Origin of the sequence: Bradyrhizobium sp. Gha (assembly GCF_900113735.1) — a bacterium.
Classification (GTDB): domain Bacteria; phylum Pseudomonadota; class Alphaproteobacteria; order Rhizobiales; family Xanthobacteraceae; genus Bradyrhizobium.
This window is the reverse complement of record NZ_FOQM01000011.1, coordinates 90,623-108,556: the sequence shown is the minus strand read 5'-3', so window position 1 is coordinate 108,556 and position 17,934 is coordinate 90,623. Positions and strand designations below refer to the sequence as shown.

Here is a 17,934-nt window from a genome sequence, read left to right as displayed (position 1 = left end):
AGGCAGTGAGCCGATACTCATCCCTCGGTCTTGAGGCTGTTTTTTTTTGGCCATCTGTGAACCACTTCACAAAGGGCAATGAGGATAGTTTGCTATCGAGCGTCCATTGCGTTACCTAGGTCATACTTAGATCCCACCCCCGGCGTCGCAGGCGCTGGGGGTTTTGTTTGCGCCGCGGTGGTTGGTACGGACGCATAAAAGGCCGCCATTCCGCAGTGGTGGTCAGCCGCCGCCCTCAATTGGTCCCTTTGGGTTCAAAGCGCGCTAAGCGCCGTGGCCATCCCAGAGTTCGACGGGGTTAGTCTCGACTAACCCCTCGGCAAGCTTTCTGGCGTTCTCCTCGGTCGCACAGACCAAATCGACCGACTCCAAAATCTGCCCTTCGAACGTGGTGACAAAAGCCCGATAAGTCTTCATTGGACTCCATTACCACTTTTCCCCGAGAGCGTAAGGCCGCCTCAGTTGGCGGCCTCTCTCGCCTTCATCGCTCGACGCTGGTCACCTCGGTCGAAGTCGGGCCGAACGTCGGCGCCGCGATAACCACAGGCCTTGCAGACGAAGCGCGGCTCAAGATCCGACAGGCGTGTGTCGACCGGCCAGCGATCGGCGCTGAGCGCGATATGATGGCCGCAATGGCAATAGACCATGACGTCGCGCAGGCCCATCTCGCGCATCTCGCCGAAGGTGATCTTGAGGCGGCGGCCGTCGGCATGCGTCGGTGTAGGACGTCGAGGTCTTGGCATGGCGCCATCGAAGCGCGGCGCCTGAGAGTCAAATTGTCGATGGGTTGTGTCCCGGAACGCGCGCGAGCTACTGCGCGTCGTGGGTGTGGAAAAGCAAAGCGCGTGGTCACACTAAGAGAGCGCGAGGGCTCCCTATGCTCAAAAGGATACAGACCCGATTGCCGAATACCGCTAGACCTTAGCAAGCCTCGGGCCCCCCTTACGGTCGAGGCCTCCAACGGCTCCGGCGGGTTGTGCCGGGGCCGTTTTTTTTGCGAGTGCAGTAATGAGCGCGCCCCCTTCAACGCGTCGTGGGTGTATATTCGGCATCAGGTCGCGCGCCGCTCCGTTCAGTCCAACTGGCGCTTCAAGATTGCGATCGTCGCCAGAAGATTGTCCCGCCGGCTCCGCAGGTTTCGGGCAAGGATCGAATATGTCGGGTGAGCGAGGTCTTGGACCCGGGTCCGCGCTTCTTCGTGGGCGATGTCGGTTTCCAGCAGTTCGATTCGCCTTTGAAGGTCGGCAACCAACACTTTCATTTTGAGAGCGGTCTTGTCGGTGCGAGTCTCGAAAAGGGATGACGTCTGCATCTGTCTGCTCCGGTTTGGCACGGACTGACGATCGCCGCGCGGTCCTGAGCTGTAACTGGCAACACGCGGGCCAACGGCTTCCGTCAAGACGCGCGAGGCGCTCCGCCGTCGTGAGACCCCAGCTCAAAATCTTCTCGCGCAGTCCGTCGGCCGCTGCCTTGCGAGCTTCGCCCCTGGTCATCCGGGAGCCATGTCGACTGGCTGCCGCGATCGCGTTGCGGATGGCCGCGGGGCTGGCTTCCGTAGAGAATGCTTGCACCTCCGGGGGAGGGCAGGGAGTAAAGCGTGCGATTTGAGTGATTTACAGGCGATGGCAACGTGGATGTTGTTGGTAACCGTTCTTGCCCGGCTTCAGTTATAGGTTGTTTCGTGCTGAACTCACCCGACGGGGAATTCAGTGACCGAGCTTGCTCAGGCATATACTCATCTCAAACCATACTCAGCGTCTCGCCGCGATATTCAATCGCTGGGGCGGTATGCTAAGCGCGTCGCTATTCGAACGGCAGCCGACATTTACGGCGGCGAAGTCGAGATCGAAGTTCAAATAGAAGAGGGCTCACTTGTCGACCGCATCACGGTGATTGGATCACTTTTGCTGGCCGCCCATGGACATATCGCGGACTATAAGGGATTTAAAGAAAGCGTTGTCGATATGTGCGACGACGCGAGAGAGTTCGCAATAGACGTCTGCGCGCCTTTCATTAAAAAGGCGGGTGTCCCTAAGGAAGACGTCTACCGATTTGAGCGGCGGTTGAAAACGCCTGGTAAGCTCTATCGCTTCAGCAAGCGGCTTGAAAAGCTGGAGCACTCAGTTGGCGAATTGAGCCCGCATGATGTTCAAAAAGAACTTGGAAGTCTTCGGGCAGAACTGGATTTCATCACCGAGCATCTTTCACCGCAAGAAAGGCAGGCACTGGATCCAATCCTCAACCGCCCCGAGCTTCCGCCGCCAAAAGAATGGCCCATTCCAGAAGAGCCGAAATTCGCAGTGCGAAAGGAAGATGATCTACAGCAGGCTCTCTTGTTCTCTGAACCTGAACCGACAGCATTGGACCGGCACAGACCGAGAATCGTATTTCGAGAGGTTGCAAAGGTTCCTCGTCGAAAAGGAGGTCGTCGCAATAACCCGCGCAAACTTGAACAGCCGAAATTGCTCTCCTGATTCTAGCCCGTGGGGTAGGGCGTGGGTTTAACCGTAGAAAATCGAAATAGCGTCGCTTATTCAATGACCTTCGGTTGAAACCCTTCGCCAATATAGATTCCCGGTGATTTCCGGCGTGCACCGTCATTGTACGGCGATTTTACGCAGGGCAAGTATCTCACCCGCCGGGGCAACAGCTTCGTTTTCCAGGTCCGTCCACCGAAATCTATAGTCCCGGACCTTCCGCTTTCTCCAATCCGGGTGACGCTGGGTCCCGTACCAGCGCGCGTGGCGCGGCGAGTGGAATGACTTGGCCGGTAGTGCTCAAGTCCTGTTCGCGGCGCTTCAGAGGAAAAGGGACGTGTCCGAAGACCACATTTCAGCACAAGACCTTAAGCGGCGGATTCTCGTCCAGGCGCTCCCATTTTTCCAGGGGCTCGATGCTGCTGCGAACGTAGAAAGCTCGAGCGACGGAATGACCCGGCTTATGGTGCAGGCCGGCCTGAATGGGCTGATCGGCATCGGCATAGACCGGTCGCACGGAGCTTACTTGGCTACGTGTGAAGGCGAGGTGCTAACCAACCATTACTTGCGTGTCATTCAGGCCGAAGCTACCGCGCGGGCCCACCTCGGCCTTGAGCCCTGCAGCGTTGATCAGGTTCGCGAAAGCCTTGAGCAGCTCTCGGTCCAGCTCCAGCCAAAAATGGGACCCGGCCTAGACTGTCCCAATTTCAACGTGCGTTTAGACAAATGGACTTGCTGTGGCGGCGACCTTCGGCGCTGTTCGGGGGCAACCCGCGCGCCCATTGACGAATGCTAGCGCCAAGCACCGGCATCACGGTCCCATCGGCCCTTCGCACCCTCCGGGACGCTGAGGCTGGCGATGACAGGGCCGAAGAAGCGCCGCAGATCCTCCTGCAGCTGTGGAAACGGCGGCGGCTCGAGGCTTGGCGGAGTCCGGCGGAGGAAGCCCGTCCACAACCCACGCTCTTCGGCGATGGGCAAATGCTTCGGTGAGGCCCACAGGCATCTCGGTCGGGAACGCCGTCTCTCTGCGCCGAAGCGTGCCGCCGACCGCCTCGACCAAGCTGGGCAGGTCGAACTGGAATGTGCGCGTTGTGACCCAGATGTCGTGGAAATCCTTGATCCGGCCGTTGATCTCGCCGAACCGGAGCATCGCTTCGAACTTCTCGGCGACGACGGTTTCGGGTGGGTACATTAGGATATTCGCCTGCGGCAGGCCGGGCAGTAGGCTGGGGAAGTTCTCGCGCTTCGGCGGCGGATAGACGTGGTCTCCGAAGCCGATGTCAACCAGCACGGGGATGATCGCCCCGGCTAGGCATGCTTTCAAACTCAACCGAGCGCCCTGATACTTGTCGGCTTCGCGGAGGGGCTCGGCCTTCAGTGTCGCTGGGTCGAAAACGATACCATCGTCGGGAACGTCCACTTGGCAGATGCGCGTGAAGAGTTCAGCGAGCGCTGCAGGATCGGGATCGCCTTGGCCGAGCAGGTCGAGGTCTCCAGTGGGGCGAAAGACATGCTTGGGCCGGGTGACGAACAGCATCGCGTCTTTCAGTACATAGCGCTCGGCGGCGTCTGTCTGGCCGAGACGGAACAGCAGGCGTTCGATGGCGTAGCGCGTCAGCACGCGTCCGAAATCGTCACGGTGCAGTTTGGCGTGCGCGAGCAGTTTGGCACGGATCGACGCGGCTGGATCCTTGACGATCTTGCCCGTCATTGCATGGCCTTGATAAGAGGCTCTATCCGGCTTGCGACGCGGTCGATGGCCGCAAACTTCATCAGCTCACTTGGAGTGGTCTTCCTCTGTTGCAGGGCATCGCGGAGCGCTTCGATCGCCACGTCCTCGCCGACCTGGCGGCGATGCTTAAAGCAATCGGCGACAGTTTTCGCCACGCCGTAGATTGGCACCTGCACACCTTCCACCTCGACGTGTTCGATGCCGGCGGTTAGGGCTTCGCCGGTCGCACGAACAATTTCCAGCCGCAGACCCGGCGCATTCGGCGTGCGGGACTTGTGAGGTATGGTCATCCAGACAGCGTGCGGCAGTTGGGTGGTCAGCTCGTGCTGACGAAGGGCGCTGACCAGGCTGACAACGCCGTTCGGGACCAAACGCGTTGCCTCGGCCAGATTGTGTGCCACGTCTTGCCCGACGCGCTCGGGATCTTGGTAGAGGCCGCGACCGAGGCGGACAAGATCGCCGGCGTCGGTTAGGCGCTTTAGGTAGACGAGAGGGATGCCGGCAGCCTTGAAATCGCGCGCGCGCGCAATCCCCCGAGCCCGGGTGAGGCTAAGGGCGCGCTGGCGATAATTAAGCTGACGTTCGGCCATATTGTTATCTAATGCTGGCAAAAATCGTCAATTGTCAACGAAAAGGAACATTCTAGATTTCTTAGCTGATGTCATATATATACTATGACATGGCTCCGCCTGGTTCTCCCACGGATCTCACACCGAAGCACGTGCGGGCGGCACGGGCACTCCTTGCATGGTCGCAGCGCGACCTTGCCAAGGAGGCTGGAGTGGCAACGTCGACCGTCGCCGATTTCGAGCGCGGACAGCGGACGCCCGTGGCAAATAACGCCCAAGCCATCCGTGGCGCCCTCGAAAAGGCCGGTATCCGGTTCCTGCCTGCTGGCGCCGTCATTGGGCCGGCCGTGCCAATCATTAACAAGTCCGACCGTCCCGGCGCGCCGATCCGATGGGTCACCGCTGAAGATCTTTCGAACTGGGCCAACCGTACTGATGGTGCTGTTAGCCTGCCGACCCTTCTAGCATACCTGATTCAGGCCACCCATGGTTCGGCGGCCCAACTTCGCTTCCCCGCCGATGAGGGCGTGCGGCATCCTGGCTGGGACGGCCGTACTTCGACTGTGGTTGGAAGCGCCTACGTGCCTCTAGGCGACGCCGGGTGGGAGATCGGCGCCCAGCGTAACAACATCGCCCAGAAGGCGAACGATGACTACCTAAAGCGAACGGCCAAACCCGCGCCGCTCGACCCTCCCAACGCAACCTATGTATTCGTCACCCCGCGCCACTGGCCGCAAAAGGACGCATGGGCAAAGGCGCGCCAGGATGAAGGTCCTTGGAAAAAGGTCCTCGCCTATGACGCCGACGACCTAGTTCACTGGATCGAGCAAACGCCAGCGGTCGGACTCTGGCTTGCGGCCCGTCTGGACAAACGGCCGCCAGGAACACGAGAGCTCGAAGAGGTTTGGGAAGAATGGTCGCTCGCGACCCAATGGCCTTTGACCGAAGACCTAGTTCTCAGCGACCGCGACCAGGACGCCGCCGAGGTCCTACGTTGGCTTCGCGGCGACCCGTCCGTTTTCTCCCTCCAGGCGACCACAACTGAAGAGGTGGTGGCATTCTTCCACGCCACCCTCAACGAGCTGCCGGGCGACATGGCGAATGCCTACCGCGCGCGCTGTCTTGTCGCGACAACCGTCGCTGCGGCCCGGGCCCTGGCCAATGCTCCCGCGCCTCTAATCCTGCTGCTGGCAGAACCAGAGCCCGGTCTAGCCCGGAGCCTTGCGGAGCGCGGCCACTACGTCCTGCAGGCCTATGACGAGCGTCTGATCTCGCGCGGAGAGGTCCGCACCCTTGCCCGACCGTCACGCGAAGGAATCGCCAGCGCGTTGACCGGGGCGGGCATTGCCGAGCCGCGTGCCAAGGCGCTTGCCCGCGACAGTGCCCGCAATCTGGCCGTTCTACGTCGCCTGATCCCGGGAGCTCCCGGGCGACTTCCAAAATGGGCGGAGGAGCCGCCGCCGCACGCCTTGCTGGCGGCACTCTTGGCCGGGGGCTGGGATGAAAACGCCGGAGCTGATCAGGCTCGGCTCTCGGAACTTGCCGATCAGCCCTACGACACGGTGATCGCCGCTCTAGCGCCGTATATCGGGCAATTCGACAGCCCGTTGCAGAAGATCGGTTCGACTTGGCGTGTCGCGTCTCCGTCAGATGCTTGGTTTCTGCTCGCGCACAACCTGACGAGCGCCGACATCAAGCGGTTTGAGGCCGCGGCGTACGCCGTCCTTGGGTCGGCGGACCCGCGTTTCGACATGGATCCCGACGAGCGCTGGATGGCGGCCGTTCGCGGCATTCACCGGGACTACTCGGGCATGCTGCGCCACGGCATCGGTCAGGTTCTCATCATGCTCGCCCTATGGGGTGATCGGGTTCGTGCTGTGCCCGACGCCGCTCGGCGGGCCGACGACATTGTAGGAAAGCTGCTTCAAAAAGCCGATCAGCGGCGGTGGTGGTCGCTTTCCCGCGACTTTCGCCTGCTAGCCGAGGCGTCACCGGGCGCCTTCCTGACCGCGATCGAAGACAGTCTCGACCAGAACGACCCGCCCATTGGAGCCCTCTTTGGTCACGACGAGGGTGGAGTGTTCGGCGCCGAACACCTGTCCGACTTGATGGGGGCGCTCGAAGCGCTCGCCTGGTCGCCCGACTGGATGCCCCAGGTGACCCACGTCCTGGCGCGCTTGGACGCCATCGACAACCAGCCACGCCGCTACACAAATGGCCCAGCTAACAGCCTGCGCGAGATCCATCTGCTCTGGATTCCGCAGACCTACGCCAAGCTCGACGAGCGGCTTCGCGCGCTAGATCTGATTCGAAAGCGGGAGCCAAACGCTGCGTGGAAGCTGATGCTTGGTATCTTGCCTCGGGGGCACGACACCTCGACCCCGTCACCTAGGCCGCGTTGGCGAGACTTCACTGTTGACAATCCGGAGACGGTTACCTGGGCCCTCATCGGGCGGGGGACTACCGGGATCAGCGAGCGCCTGCTTGCTGATGTTGGGCTGAGCCCAGTGCGGTGGTCACTCCTGCTCGACCGCCTTGGGGATCTGGCGCCAAACCCAGCAGCTGCGCTGGAGGCGCTTGAGGCGACAGAGCCGCGGATTACGGATAAGAACGATCGGACGACGTTCTGGGACAAGCTGCGACGGGTGCTCCATCATCACCGACAATTTCCGGACCCCGAGTGGAGCCTGCCAGCGGCAGTGTTGGATCGACTAGAAGCGGTCTACAACAGGTTCGCGCCCACCGATCCGCTCGAGCAGGCTGGCTGGCTTTTCCAGCAATCGGTTCAGCTGCCGAAGCCTTCAAAGGCAGGCTGGGAAGCGGAACAACGGGATGTCGAGGCCGCTCGGCAGAAAGCAGCGCAGGCAGTCTACGCCAAAGGCGGGATTGCGGCCGTGCTGTCACTCGCCAGACTGACCGATACAGCCGGCTATCTCGGCAAGGCCCTCCATGATAGCGGGCTGTCGGCCCCCGAGCTCGACGTCCTACTCGAAGCAGCAGTTCGAAGCGACCACCCCCGCGAGCGAGACGTCGCGCACGGTCTGATTATCTCCATTTTCCGAGACCGAAAGAAGCGCTGGGCGGCGGCGCTGATTTCGAAGGCGCGAGCCGAGAGATGGGGCGACACCGCCCTGCAAACGATCCTCCGCGCACTTCCAGTCGAGCGCTGGACCTGGGATCAGGTTGCCGAGATCGGCGGCGAAATCGAAACAACATACTGGCGCCTGGCGCCGGTGTTCTGGATCAGCGACGACGGCGAAGATGTCGCTTACGCCATCCATAAACTGGTCAGCGTCGGCCGCGCCCGCCACGCCCTGCCGCTGGCGGAGCGGGGCAATAAGGCTCATCTGCCGACAAGCTTGCTGGTCGAGGTACTGCAGGAGGCCGCCCGCCAACCGTTCGAAAATGACGGTGACAGCAACGAAGCGACCATGTTCCAGCACTACGTTGCAGAGATTCTGCAGCTGCTCGACGAGCGTAAGGATGTCGACCGAAACGCTCTGGTCGCCTTGGAATGGAACTATCTTCGGGTGCTGGAGCATTCCCGCCGACCGGCGAAGGTGCTGCTAACGGCGCTCTCTGAGCAACCGTCGCTGTTCATCGAAACGCTGAGTGCCGTCTTCAAGGCGAGCGAGGAAAGTGGCGTCGTCGATCCCGAGCCGGAAAACGCTGAAAATGCGCGAGCGGTCGCCACTCAGGCTTACCGCTTACTGGAGCTTTGGAATCGGATTCCCGGGACAGTCGACGACGGCTCGATCGACGGCAAGGTGCTGGAGGCTTGGATCAAGGAGGCGCGAGCCCTGGCCAAGGCGGCCGGGCGGGAGGACGTCGCCGACAGCCGCATCGGCCACATGCTGTCGGCCTCGCCAATGGGCTCCGACGGTAATTGGCCAGCGGAGCCTGTCCGGGAGGTGATCGACCTTTTTCGTAGCAGGCCGATGATCGAAGGGTTTCAGATCGGCAAGGGAAACCGGCGCGGAGTCACCACCCGCATGCCAGGCGATGGCGGTGAACTCGAACGCCAGGAAGCTGCAAAGTACCGGACGTGGGCCAAAGCGATCGCTTACGATCACCCCCATACTGCTAAGGCGCTCGATGCTGCGGCGGAGAGGTACGAATGGGAAGCGCGTCGACACGACGAGGACGCCGAGCGCCTCGATTGGGAGCCTTAGGACCAGTCTCGGGAAAGTCCCACCCCTTGCGCCAATAATCATTAAGCTTTTTGGCGTCTTCTTGTTAGGCCCATACTTGAGCCCATCTACAGGGCAGGGGTTGCTGATAAGCCTTCTTGGACCCCCAGCTCGGGAATGGTCGCTCCTATGGTGTCGACGTCTCTCTGCAGGATCTCGGTGATCAGCCGCTGCATGGCCATAGACCGCTCCCTAGCAGATCCCGGTCGACGATGAAGGTCAACTTCCGGCGAACCTCTTCCACGGTCGTCACGTCGGCAAGGACCACGGCGCTCTCAAGGGCGAGGGCTTCGCGGTAGTTGTCCTGGTCCGCCATCTCGGCGTGACGGAGGAGGGCTTCCGCAAACGTGGGCTTAGAGTAAGTCGTCATCATCGCATCCTTCACGCGCCTCAAGGACCAAGCCCGGCCGGCTCGGCGCCTTAAGCGCCGGCTGGGCAGTTCTGGTCTCCTTGAAGAACCGGGAGGGCTGCGACCCCGTGCCGGCACGCGTCCCATCATGCATGAGCGCGTTACCGAGTCAATGAACCAGACTGGTGCAATTCACACTGCGTTACCCACACGACCCACAGTAGCTCGGCGCCTTTCCGACCGGAAGGCGAGCTGCCTAACGCTGAGGGGTCTTCATCATAAACATTGAGCAGACTGAGAGTGAAACCTGCGCATTGTGATCGTTGATATGATCGACCCGGACGATGAGAAGGCTCACGTGATCATTTGAGTAATTGAATTGGAATGCAGCGCTATCCTCGCAAGAACTGCCCGATGAAGATGCCGGCAAACTGAACCGATTGGTTCTTATTTTCTTTGCTTTTTCGCCTGCGTAAATGAGAGAACCGCCAGTCGTAAATTCGAGTTCTGCAAAAAGGTCGCCCTGTTCTCTCGGTACGTTCCTTAGCGTGACGCGCACGACACCAAGCCTATGTCGAATATCCCAATAGTCGCCCAACCTCAGTATTCGGGTTTCCATCAAAAGGCCATCATCGCCCAGTTTGAACGTCTCCTCTTTCAATTTAGATGAAGACGCTGGAAACGCGTCTGCGCTTGATGCTGCCGGTTTCGGGATTGGCGCTACGGTCTCCACCGCGTCAATGGGCGGTGAAGTTGACAACCCCACTGCGTATTTGCCTCCGAAGCGGAGCGTAAGCGCATAAGTGAAATAGACCGCGACAATGACTACAAATACCGGCCAAGATGCGAGCAGCGGTTGTTGAAAGACCGACCAGTTAACAGTAACCGCGACCATCAACGACAAGATGGAAACGACTAAAGCCCAGAACTGTCCCGGATTGCTAAAAAGTTTTTCGCCCGACATGAAGTACCTCCGACCCCTCAAGAATATATTGCCTGACCGGGCACCCGCGGTACAGACCTGCAAAGAAATTTTCCCGGGATAGTTGCTCTCGGCAGAAGTCTCTCAGGCCTAAAGCAAGTTCATGGCTCCTAGCGCCTCGCGCTCGCGTTTCGTACCCATCACGGCACCGCAGAAAGCCTCCACCGTCCGGCTGGAAAGGTCGGTACCGACGATGGGTGTGAGCTGGCGTCGCAATCTCTCACTCAAATTCTTTAATCGCAGCAACGTCTCTTCCTCAGGCTTGCCCGTCTCGAAGATCGCGATGTCCTCGGCGCTGTTGATCATGGTATTGACGAAGTCGCGAACAGCGTCAGTCATTCGTCGCTTCCCTCATCGTCACCCAGGATGTCCTCTCCCAACTCCTTGAGGGCGTGTCCGGCGCGATGAAGAAGCTGTAGCAGTTTTCGTGGAGCGCAGCCGAATGATCGTGTCCGAGCACGTTGATCGTGCGGCCTATATAGTCGCAGCTAACCTTGCTCACGCGGCCGGTGAAGATGGTAACAGTGTTGCCGCGCGCCATCACGGTGACGGTGGCGCCGCTACCATTCTCGATAGCAGCTAAGCTTGCTGCGCCGTTGAGTTCCATGGGGATCGAGGCCGAGAAATCAGAGTCATGCGCATGCTATTCTGCGAGACGGAGCCGCGTTCGATAAGGAACGCGCTTCCGTTGATGCTCAGTCAAGCGGCGTGGGGCCGCCCTGCACTTGTCGTGATTGCCATGTTGTGATGCCTGTCTTTTGGGAGACGCGACAGACCGCAGTGCATCCGTGCGAGCCGCCGCAGTCCTCAGCAGCGCGCGCAAGCCGTCCCCGGCCGCGCAGCGCTCGATTACTGGATGAACCCTTCGGGATCGTTTTGTCCGATTTGAGCGACGTAGCCGGTCAAGGCGGACTGAACCGCGCTTCGCCACACCGGAGCTATATCTAAGGTTGCTGCCCGTCGCTCTTTGAATATTGGAGCCGCCGAAGGGCGGCGTGCCGAAGTTTGTCGGCGTTGTCGCCACTGCGTCGGCGAACTCCGCCTGCAACGCCGCGGAGAACGACGACAAAGCCACGTTATGTCCGAGGATCGAGACGGTAGACGCGCTGAGACTGCGCGGGGACGCGGACTGCACTTTTACGTCGACACCATTGTTGAGGCTCAGAGACGAGGCGGTGCGACCGATGCACGAACTGCTACGCAATGCGTCTTGCTCGCCCATTGGAAGCGATGGGGGAGCCAAAATACGCGGGCACGACTCGCGTGACCGGTAGCAGCGCTAAGAGGAATGGCAAAATCGTTCTAGACGATGCCGTCTTAAACATACCCTCAAGTGGAAGACCGCAGAAGTCATCTTCGTCAATCGATGTCGAACTTGTTCCACGAGAACGTGCCACTGGAATTCATCGGCAAAGTTTTTGATGTGATGCAACGTGCTAGACATCACACGTTTCAAAATCTTGACCAAACGTGCAGAACGGCTCGCCAGCGTTGCGAACCGACTTCCGCGGCCGAACATTGTTTGGATGGGAGTAAGCGTCGAAAGCGAGGAATATACCGATCGAATGACCATCTGCGTTCGACACCGGCATTCATTAAGTTCTTGAGCCTCGAACCATTGCTTGGTCCGCTTGAGAACCTTAATCTTGAGGTCATTGACTGGGCTATTGCGGGCGGTGAAGGCGGTCCCGCCGCGCGTCCGATGGAGCCCGATTGGGTGCGATCTATTCGGGATCAATGCATAGACGCGGGCGTTGCCTACCAGTGGGGTGGAGTGCAAAGAAAGCAAACCGGTCGCGTGTTGGAGGGGCGAACGTGGGATGGAACTTCCAACCGCGAAGGCATCCGCGATTTTGGCTTAAGGGGAGTTTTACGCCAAAATGGCTAGCTGTTTGGTGTTGAAGTGTTTCCACAACAGTCATCGCAAATCATTCAAGCGTTTGCGATGCGAACGGGGCGGATGATGTTTCCGCCTTGACCATGCGCATGGCGGCCGATCTTATACGTTCACGCGCTAGCCTGCGTCGCATCAATCATGACGCTCGAACAGGGTAAGCCGCTCACCGAACCGAGTGCTGAATCGCTCCTTGCCTTCCGGTATCATCGGCTGGCTCACCAAGGAAGAGCGGCCTGCTTATGGGCGGATCGTCCCGGCGCGCTTTGGCAATACCCACCTCGCGACCAAGGTGCCGGCGGACGGGTTCGCGGCATTTACGCAGAAAGATGGTCCGCTTAAATTCATACTAAGCGTCTATTGTCGGGCCAAATGCGGTAGGGTCAGTTCACCTTTGCCTGCGACAACCGAGACGCTGAATTCCAGCGCGGCAGCATCCAGAACCGGCACGCACACCGCGCTCTCGCGCGCTAGGCGCACCGCACACTCGATATCCTTTGCAGCATTCGCAATCGAGATTGCCAGTGCATCTGGTCTCTCTCCCAATAAAAAGGCAGCGAAGGCTTGAAATATTCCACTGTTAGTAGAACCCCGACTGACCAAGGAACGCAGCGTTACAAGATCAATCTGAAGACGATCTGCCAATTGGCAAACTTCAGCGGCAACCGCAGCTATGCCCATAGTCATGCTGTTGTAAACGAGCTTCAGCTTGTGGCCTTGTCCGACATCGCCAGCATGCATCACGGTCTCGCAAAACGCGGCCAGAATGCGTTCGGCGGCGGGAAAGAGTGTTGCATCCGATCCAACCATCGCATTGAGAAGGCCAAGCTCAGCTTGCGCGGGGCTTCGTGTCACTGGAGCATCAATAAAGCTTAGACCTCGTCTTTGAGCCTCTTTGGCCAATGCAATGGTCGAGGCAGGATACGAGGTTGTGCAATCAATTATCAAACCTCCTCGGCTCATGTGCGCAAACAGCCCATCGTGCTCGAGGCACACCGTCTCAACCTCGCGGCTGGATGGTAAGGACAACACCACCACACTTACGTGCTGCGCCAACTCAGCGAGCGACTTATGCTCTCGGGCTCCTGCACCTGTCAGGCGATCAGCACCAAGCCGGTTCTTGTTGACTTTGATGTGGAGTTCGAATTGCTGACGCAGCAGGCTCATGCCGATACCCGTTCCCATGCGGCCCGCTCCGATAAGTCCTATGCACTGCTTGATAGTTTTGAGAGGCGCGTTCACTGATGATCCCTTGCTCATGATTCAGCATCCTGAAAAGAAGCCCTGCCTTTGCAGGATGGGCACCAGCTCGTGGTGGTTGTCGATCGTGTAATCCGGGCGCGCGGCTTGCAGGCGAGAGGTCGAGACAAATCCTCCGGTAATGGATATGCTTGTCAGCCCGAGATCACGTGCAATATCGGTCTCGACAGGCATATCGCCGATGATGAAGGTGGACGACGGCTTCAGGTTGTGGTTTTCCATATAAAGCCGAAGTCGCTCTCCCTTGCTCATCGATTTGTACTGCGTGGCACGGCTCTCAAACGCGAGCACCTCGGTGATGTAGTTATCCACACCAAGTCGTCTCAGCTGGGACTTCAGAGGCGCAACTATGTGGTTGCTGAGAATGATGAGCAGTGCGGATTCTCGTTGCGCCAACTCCAGCACTCTGCGCGCCCCTTCACGTAAATCGGCTTTATCCGCAAGAGGCTCGTAGGTGTCGTGGAACAGTGCGCCCTCGTCACGCTCCACTGCCTCGACCTCCTCATGCGACATTCCAAGGCTATGATAGAGACGAGAGAGGGGGACATCACAACGATCTCGAAAGGTCTTTATATCGATGCTCGGACGACTAAAGCGGTCCAAAATGACATTCGTCGTTTCGAGCAGCGCATAGGTGTCATCGAGCAGTGTTCCGTTCCAGTCAAATACGAGAGCGGGTTTCATGATCTTGACCTCAAACGGGTATTGACAGGAAGAGCGTTCAGCAACGCTTCCAAGTGTCCACGCGCGCGTTGCCGTCCAGCGGGAGTCGGCATTTCGAACGTGAAGGGTGACAGATCGATGCCCTCTACCCTGTTGGCTAATACGGATACAAGAGCGCTAAACGGCAGGTAAGTTATCGATGCTGCTTGGATCGCCGTCGCAATGTTGCTCTCAATAATTCTGAGCGCTGGCGGCTCCATCCTGTGAAAGCGAAGGCACTGGGCGCGCAGTTCGGGCGGCAGCCGCTTCAATGCCTGCCAGAATGCGAGCTCATCTAGCGTATCAATACCCATGCCGTAGTAGTTTGGAGCAACGATAGGAGGAGAGCCAATCGCCCAATGAACGGCTTTGGCTCCAGCGGCATGGAGCATCGTTGTGACGGCTTGGCTGGTATCGCCTCGAATAAGGGCTTCGTCGACAACAATTACGGTCCGTTCAGCTGCGGCGCGTTCCAACACTCGATACTTCCGGGCAATGCGTGATTGCCGGGCGCTGGTTCTGCCGAGCAGCGTTCGCTCAAGAAATTGGGTTGCAATTACGTCAGTACGCGTAGCAAGCATGCCCTGTTCAGCGAGCGAGTCAAACAGGCCATCGGCGTACGGTCCCCCGGTATTCGGCATGGAGGACACGATTGGGGGCATCAAGAGTGACTCTGCTTGAAGTCGCTCCGCAACAATTCTGCCCAAAGAGCGCCCGATGTTGTAACGGGTTTGGCGATGTGAATGGCCCTCGACTGACGTGCTTGGACTACCCAAATAGATAGCTTCGTAGGCGCAGAGCTTGGCCTTCTGTCCTCGGCAGTTCAGGGGATAGTCAACGCTGGCGCCCGTCTTAGCATCCACGCGCTGTATGCTCCCAGGCAAGAGCTGGCGGGTCTCACCTTGCAAGCCTGCGAAGGCACAATTTTCAGAAGCGAACAGCAATAATCCATTACTTGCTCGCATGGTCTCCAATGGCCGCAAACCGCTTCGACTGCGGTATGCAACAAGATCTCCGTCCGTATCTAGCAAAAGCGCACTAAGGGCACCATCGATGCGATCATCAAGCTCGCGAAAGATAGCTTCGTAGTCTACGGTCCGGCCGTGGCGCCAATAGTCTCGTTCGCAAGTTTGTTCAATCCACCTCAGTAAGAGCTCGGCGTCGGTGTTGGTATCTATTAGTCGGCCTCGAGCGAGTAATTCGCTCCTGAGTTCATGAGCGTTCACCAAGGCGCCGTCTAGAGAAATGGCAAAATGGTGGCTAGGAATTGACTGCACGTCGCGGCCATCTGCAGGTCCACAGGATGCGCTATGGATCTGGGCGATTGCAACATGAGGCCGAAAGCACGGATCCCGTTCGATGCAGTCAATGCGCACTGGATTATCGTGCGATTGAAACGCCCTTCCATGTCGGAGTCCACGCTCTTGCATAAAAGCGGAGACTACGACACCCGCTTGCCCACGCAGTGCAAGTGTCGGAATCATCTTGTTCAGCTGGTCAACGACACGTGAGGATGGTTCGCTTGAAGCGCAGAGAAACGCACCGGCGACACCGGACATATAGTCACCCACTTGTTAAGGAGTCGCTCTGGTGGGGCGCCTCGATGGCAGATCGCGTCATCCTCAAGCAAGCGTCGTACCAGCCCGTTGCATGCGTTGGCTGTCAGTTCCGGAGCGAGGAGAGCTCGAACACAAGCCATTCTAACCATCGAGTGGGTATTGTGCGTCGTTTAAGCACCCACGCGATGTTCGGGATGCTACGACCATGTGCGAAGCGCGCCACACCGGATCGATCGGATACCGAGCTTAAAGCCGGAGAAAGCGTTCTGATCTTTCACTCATGTCCTTCATTTTGCGTACGGCCGCCAACGCGGGCTTTAGGGACCGGACTAAGGAGAAGGGCTCTAAGCATGCCAGAGTGGCGTTCGACGCTCGCCTGATCAACTACCAACGCTGGTGATTGATCAGGACCATGAAGCTTTGCCATGACGCACCGTGTCGCTAGCGCGGACCAGTACCACGAAATGCACCAACAGCTTGGCCAATAACTGCGATATGTCACCTTCAACGGCTCTGTCGCGGGGCGCGACGCCCAATCCTCACGCTTGCGAAACCCTTCGAACCCGGAATGAGCGAGGTGTCCACGCGCTGGCGGCGAAACGCTTCGCAAGGAGAACGATGGCAGGTCCCGTATTTGCAAGCAGTCCAGGATGGCGTTCTCTGCAGCGATAGTCGAGCCATAGATCATTCCGCTTGATGTTGAGCCCAAACGGCGATCGCGAGCATAGGCACGCCGTTCGAGTTCGACTGCCGTATGAGGTCGCGTTGCCGTCCCTCCTGACATCGTTCTGTTTCACAGAGCATGCGCCGCGCGGCCAGGACGTGGCGTCGAGTTCTGCGTTTTGCAAACACCAGTTCATCGATCTCGCAAACGACGATATCTTCCATCCAGGGTTATCAGCGCTCGAGAGGGCGGTGGCCGGGGAATCGGGGAAAAGCGACGTCGTGGATCCCATCGGCCACCTGCCGCTCCGCAAAGCTATTGCGGAAAGGATCGTGGCCCAGACAGGCTTTGATTGGAGCCCGGAAGAGATCGCAATCACTGCTGGGTCAAAGGAGGCGCTGCTCAATGCGGGCTTGGCTGTCCTGGAGAAGGGCGACGAAGTTATCATTATCCGGCCCTGGCAGCCGTTAGTACCGGCGCTGGTTCACGCCGCTGGCGCAGTACCAGTGTTCGTCGATGCTCGGCGACCACGATATACCCCAGATGTAAGCTCGATCCGAGCTGCCGTCACATCGCGCACGAAAGCGATGATCATCAACTCACCCAACAATCCGACCGGTGCAGTCTACAATCGAACAACATTGCAAAAGGTCGCCGAGCTTGCTATCGAATCTCAAATATGGATCATTTCGGACGAGCGCTATTCAAGATTGGTATTCACAGGTTTGCACCGCCATGACTCGATCGTGGTGGTGCACCCCGCCGTGCGTTCGCGAACGATCATGGTCAATCCATCTTCACAGGCATTGGCAATATCTGGCTCTCGCTTGGGTTATTTCGTCGCTCCTCGGGGCATCGTTTCGGCCGCAAGAAAGCTTCGGGGATATGCAGCGAAAACACCAAGCCGAGAGGCGCAGCGGGTCACGATAAGGCACTTTCGCGCCGGCGGCCACGTTGCGCGGGAGACATACGAACGGATTTTCAGCGCTCGCGATATAGGTCTTAACATTCTTTCTAGTCTCCGTGATGTAACCGTATCTCGCGCCGACGGCGCGTTCTTCTTCTATCTTGATTTAAGTAGGCTTGCATCTGCTTTGCAGGACGAGGGGCAATTTGGCGTGACAGACGATTTTGCAAGCTGGCTTTTGAAGCAAACTAACGTGGCTTGCGCTGGGGGAGAAGCGTTTGGCGACGTCAGCGGCCTGCGAGTCTCATTCGGCGTTCCACCAGAGACGTTGGCGATCGGACTGAAGCGAATCGTCCAGGCGTTAAACAGCCTTAGGCTCAGATAACCGCCGGTCAGGTCTGAGATGAAGGCATTTGGTATAAATCTGCGCTTCGGCTCTTAACTTTCGCTGTGCAGTGTAAGCAGCTGTGTCCGTGAAGACGAGTATCGGTGAGGTGTAACATCAAAGAATGCGATTCGTAGCTGCCTCTTCGGCGCCACGTCTCCTGATCCTGGAATAGAAGGCCCGGTCGCGATCTCAATCAAGTATGCGGATCGCAGCCCCAGGTCGTGCGCATCGAAATTGTTGCAGCAGGCCCGAGTGGTT

17 protein-coding genes are annotated in these 17,934 nt (G+C 58.7%); 5 read left to right on the top strand and 12 right to left on the bottom strand.

What is annotated here, in order from left to right; translation table 11 throughout:
- Positions 1 to 264: 264 nt before the first annotated feature.
- From BM222_RS41120 to BM222_RS16210, 3 genes are all read right to left on the bottom strand, one after another.
- On the bottom strand, positions 265 to 417 hold the full coding sequence (locus BM222_RS41120; RefSeq protein WP_177243256.1) for a hypothetical protein: 153 nt from the start codon (positions 415 to 417) through the stop codon (positions 265 to 267).
- 41 nt (positions 418 to 458) lie between these two features.
- Positions 459 to 743, bottom strand: coding sequence for a hypothetical protein (locus BM222_RS16215; protein WP_092229225.1), 285 nt, complete (start codon positions 741 to 743; stop codon positions 459 to 461).
- A gap of 329 nt (positions 744 to 1,072) precedes the next feature.
- A complete protein-coding gene (locus tag BM222_RS16210) occupies positions 1,073 to 1,312 on the bottom strand; it encodes a hypothetical protein (RefSeq protein ID WP_092229224.1) in 240 nt (79 codons plus the stop codon).
- A 397-nt stretch (positions 1,313 to 1,709) separates the two neighbouring features.
- Between BM222_RS16210 and BM222_RS40060 the strand changes: the two genes are divergently transcribed.
- Both BM222_RS40060 and BM222_RS16200 read left to right on the top strand, forming a co-directional pair.
- Positions 1,710 to 2,474 (top strand): hypothetical protein, encoded by a 765-nt coding sequence (locus BM222_RS40060; protein ID WP_143105979.1) that lies wholly within the window; start codon positions 1,710 to 1,712, stop codon positions 2,472 to 2,474.
- A 340-nt stretch (positions 2,475 to 2,814) separates the two neighbouring features.
- Complete coding sequence (locus tag BM222_RS16200) at positions 2,815 to 3,273, top strand: hypothetical protein (RefSeq protein ID WP_143105978.1); 459 nt, start codon at positions 2,815 to 2,817, stop codon at positions 3,271 to 3,273.
- Positions 3,274 to 3,288: 15 nt separating this feature from the next.
- Here BM222_RS16200 and BM222_RS16195 read toward each other — a convergent pair whose 3' ends face one another.
- Both BM222_RS16195 and BM222_RS16190 read right to left on the bottom strand, forming a co-directional pair.
- Complete coding sequence (locus BM222_RS16195) at positions 3,289 to 4,191, bottom strand: nucleotidyl transferase AbiEii/AbiGii toxin family protein (protein ID WP_092229221.1); 903 nt, start codon at positions 4,189 to 4,191, stop codon at positions 3,289 to 3,291.
- Complete coding sequence (locus BM222_RS16190; RefSeq protein ID WP_092229220.1) at positions 4,188 to 4,802, bottom strand: type IV toxin-antitoxin system AbiEi family antitoxin domain-containing protein; 615 nt, start codon at positions 4,800 to 4,802, stop codon at positions 4,188 to 4,190. The genes BM222_RS16195 and BM222_RS16190 overlap by 4 nt, the downstream gene beginning before the upstream one ends.
- Before the next feature lie 68 nt (positions 4,803 to 4,870).
- Between BM222_RS16190 and BM222_RS16185 the strand changes: the two genes are divergently transcribed.
- Positions 4,871 to 8,953, top strand: coding sequence for a helix-turn-helix domain-containing protein (locus BM222_RS16185; protein WP_349509862.1), 4,083 nt, complete (start codon positions 4,871 to 4,873; stop codon positions 8,951 to 8,953).
- A gap of 181 nt (positions 8,954 to 9,134) precedes the next feature.
- Here BM222_RS16185 and BM222_RS16180 read toward each other — a convergent pair whose 3' ends face one another.
- The 4 genes from BM222_RS16180 to BM222_RS16165 form a co-directional block, all read right to left on the bottom strand.
- Entirely contained in the window at positions 9,135 to 9,344 is a 210-nt protein-coding gene (locus BM222_RS16180) for a hypothetical protein (RefSeq protein WP_092229219.1), read from the bottom strand.
- Between the two features lie 232 nt (positions 9,345 to 9,576).
- On the bottom strand, positions 9,577 to 10,284 hold the full coding sequence (locus BM222_RS16175) for a hypothetical protein (RefSeq protein ID WP_143105977.1): 708 nt from the start codon (positions 10,282 to 10,284) through the stop codon (positions 9,577 to 9,579).
- Between the two features lie 108 nt (positions 10,285 to 10,392).
- Entirely contained in the window at positions 10,393 to 10,641 is a 249-nt protein-coding gene (locus BM222_RS16170; protein WP_092229217.1) for a hypothetical protein, read from the bottom strand.
- Complete coding sequence (locus BM222_RS16165; RefSeq protein ID WP_092229216.1) at positions 10,634 to 10,909, bottom strand: hypothetical protein; 276 nt, start codon at positions 10,907 to 10,909, stop codon at positions 10,634 to 10,636. The genes BM222_RS16170 and BM222_RS16165 overlap by 8 nt, the downstream gene beginning before the upstream one ends.
- A gap of 759 nt (positions 10,910 to 11,668) precedes the next feature.
- Here BM222_RS16165 and BM222_RS43330 point away from each other — a divergent pair.
- On the top strand, positions 11,669 to 12,190 hold the full coding sequence (locus tag BM222_RS43330) for a DUF5131 family protein (protein WP_092229215.1): 522 nt from the start codon (positions 11,669 to 11,671) through the stop codon (positions 12,188 to 12,190).
- Between the two features lie 363 nt (positions 12,191 to 12,553).
- Here the strand turns inward: BM222_RS43330 and BM222_RS16155 are convergent, their stop codons facing one another.
- From BM222_RS16155 to BM222_RS16145, 3 genes are read right to left on the bottom strand one after another with little or no spacing between them, the layout of a single operon-like run.
- Complete coding sequence (locus BM222_RS16155) at positions 12,554 to 13,456, bottom strand: NAD(P)-dependent oxidoreductase (protein WP_092229214.1); 903 nt, start codon at positions 13,454 to 13,456, stop codon at positions 12,554 to 12,556.
- Positions 13,457 to 13,459: 3 nt separating this feature from the next.
- A complete protein-coding gene (locus BM222_RS16150; RefSeq protein WP_092229213.1) occupies positions 13,460 to 14,140 on the bottom strand; it encodes an HAD family hydrolase in 681 nt (226 codons plus the stop codon).
- Entirely contained in the window at positions 14,137 to 15,435 is a 1,299-nt protein-coding gene (locus BM222_RS16145) for an amidophosphoribosyltransferase (RefSeq protein WP_244547158.1), read from the bottom strand. The genes BM222_RS16150 and BM222_RS16145 overlap by 4 nt, the downstream gene beginning before the upstream one ends.
- 1,047 nt (positions 15,436 to 16,482) lie before the next feature.
- On the opposite strand from BM222_RS16145, the gene BM222_RS16140 reads away from it, so the two are divergent.
- On the top strand, positions 16,483 to 17,673 hold the full coding sequence (locus BM222_RS16140) for a pyridoxal phosphate-dependent aminotransferase (RefSeq protein ID WP_177243254.1): 1,191 nt from the start codon (positions 16,483 to 16,485) through the stop codon (positions 17,671 to 17,673).
- The last annotated feature ends 261 nt before the right edge of the window (positions 17,674 to 17,934 follow it).